Genomic DNA, 961 nt, shown 5'->3' on the forward strand with positions numbered 1-961 from the left:
CTGCAATGCTTGCAACCGGTGCTTACGCTGCCGATATCAAACTGGGTGTTTCAGGACCTTTCACCGGCGGCTCCGCTTCTATGGGTGTGAGTATGCGTGATGGTGTGCGTCTTGCTGCAAAAGAGATTAATGCTGCTGGTGGTATCAACGGCAACAAAATCGTTTTGGTTGAGCGCGATGACGAAGCAAAAAATGAGCGTGGCGTACAAATTGCACAAGAGTTGATCAATAACGAAAAAGTAGTTGCTACTTTGGGTTACATCAACACTGGCGTTGCATTGGCTTCCCAGCGTTTCTATCAAGATGCGAAGATTCCAGTAATGAACAACGTTGCTACTGGTTCTATCTTGACTAAGCAATTCCCTAACGCACCAGAAAACTATGTTTTCCGTAATGCTGCCCCTGACAATATTCAAGCACCATTGATCGCTAAGGAAGCGGTTGAAAAGCGTGGCTTGAAGAAAATCGCGATTTTGGCTGACTCTACAAACTACGGTCAGTTGGGTCGTGAAGACTTAGAGAAAGCATTGAAGGGTTATGGCGTAACACCAGTAGCAGTTGAGAAATTCAACATTGGTGACGTTGATATGACTTCACAATTGCTCAAAGCAAAAAATGCTGGCGCTGAAGTGATTTTGACTTACGCAATCGGACCTGAGTTGGCGCAAATCGCTAACGGTATGGCGAAGTTGGGTTGGAAAAAGCCAATGATCGGTAGCTGGACATTGTCTATGGCTAGCTTTATTGATACAGCCGGTAAGAATGGTAACGGCGCAACAATGCCACAAACTTATATTCAATCTCCATCTACAACTCCTAAGCGTAAAGCCTTCCAAGAGGCTTACTTAAAAGAGTTCAAGCCAAAGAACAACAACATCGCATCTCCAGTTTCTGCAGCACAAGGATATGACTCTGTTTACCTCTTGGCAGCCGCTATCAAGCAAGCTAACAGTACAGAGGG

1 protein-coding gene is annotated in these 961 nt (G+C 45.3%); it reads left to right on the forward strand.

The window, feature by feature from the left end:
* Positions 1-5 precede the first annotated feature (5 nt).
* Positions 6-961, forward strand: a 956-nt coding sequence (locus JaK3_RS05745; RefSeq protein ID WP_068321955.1) for an ABC transporter substrate-binding protein, incomplete at its 3' end; no start/stop codon positions are given.

The organism is Polynucleobacter yangtzensis (genome assembly GCF_001595965.1).
Classification (GTDB): Bacteria; Pseudomonadota; Gammaproteobacteria; order Burkholderiales; family Burkholderiaceae; genus Polynucleobacter; species Polynucleobacter yangtzensis.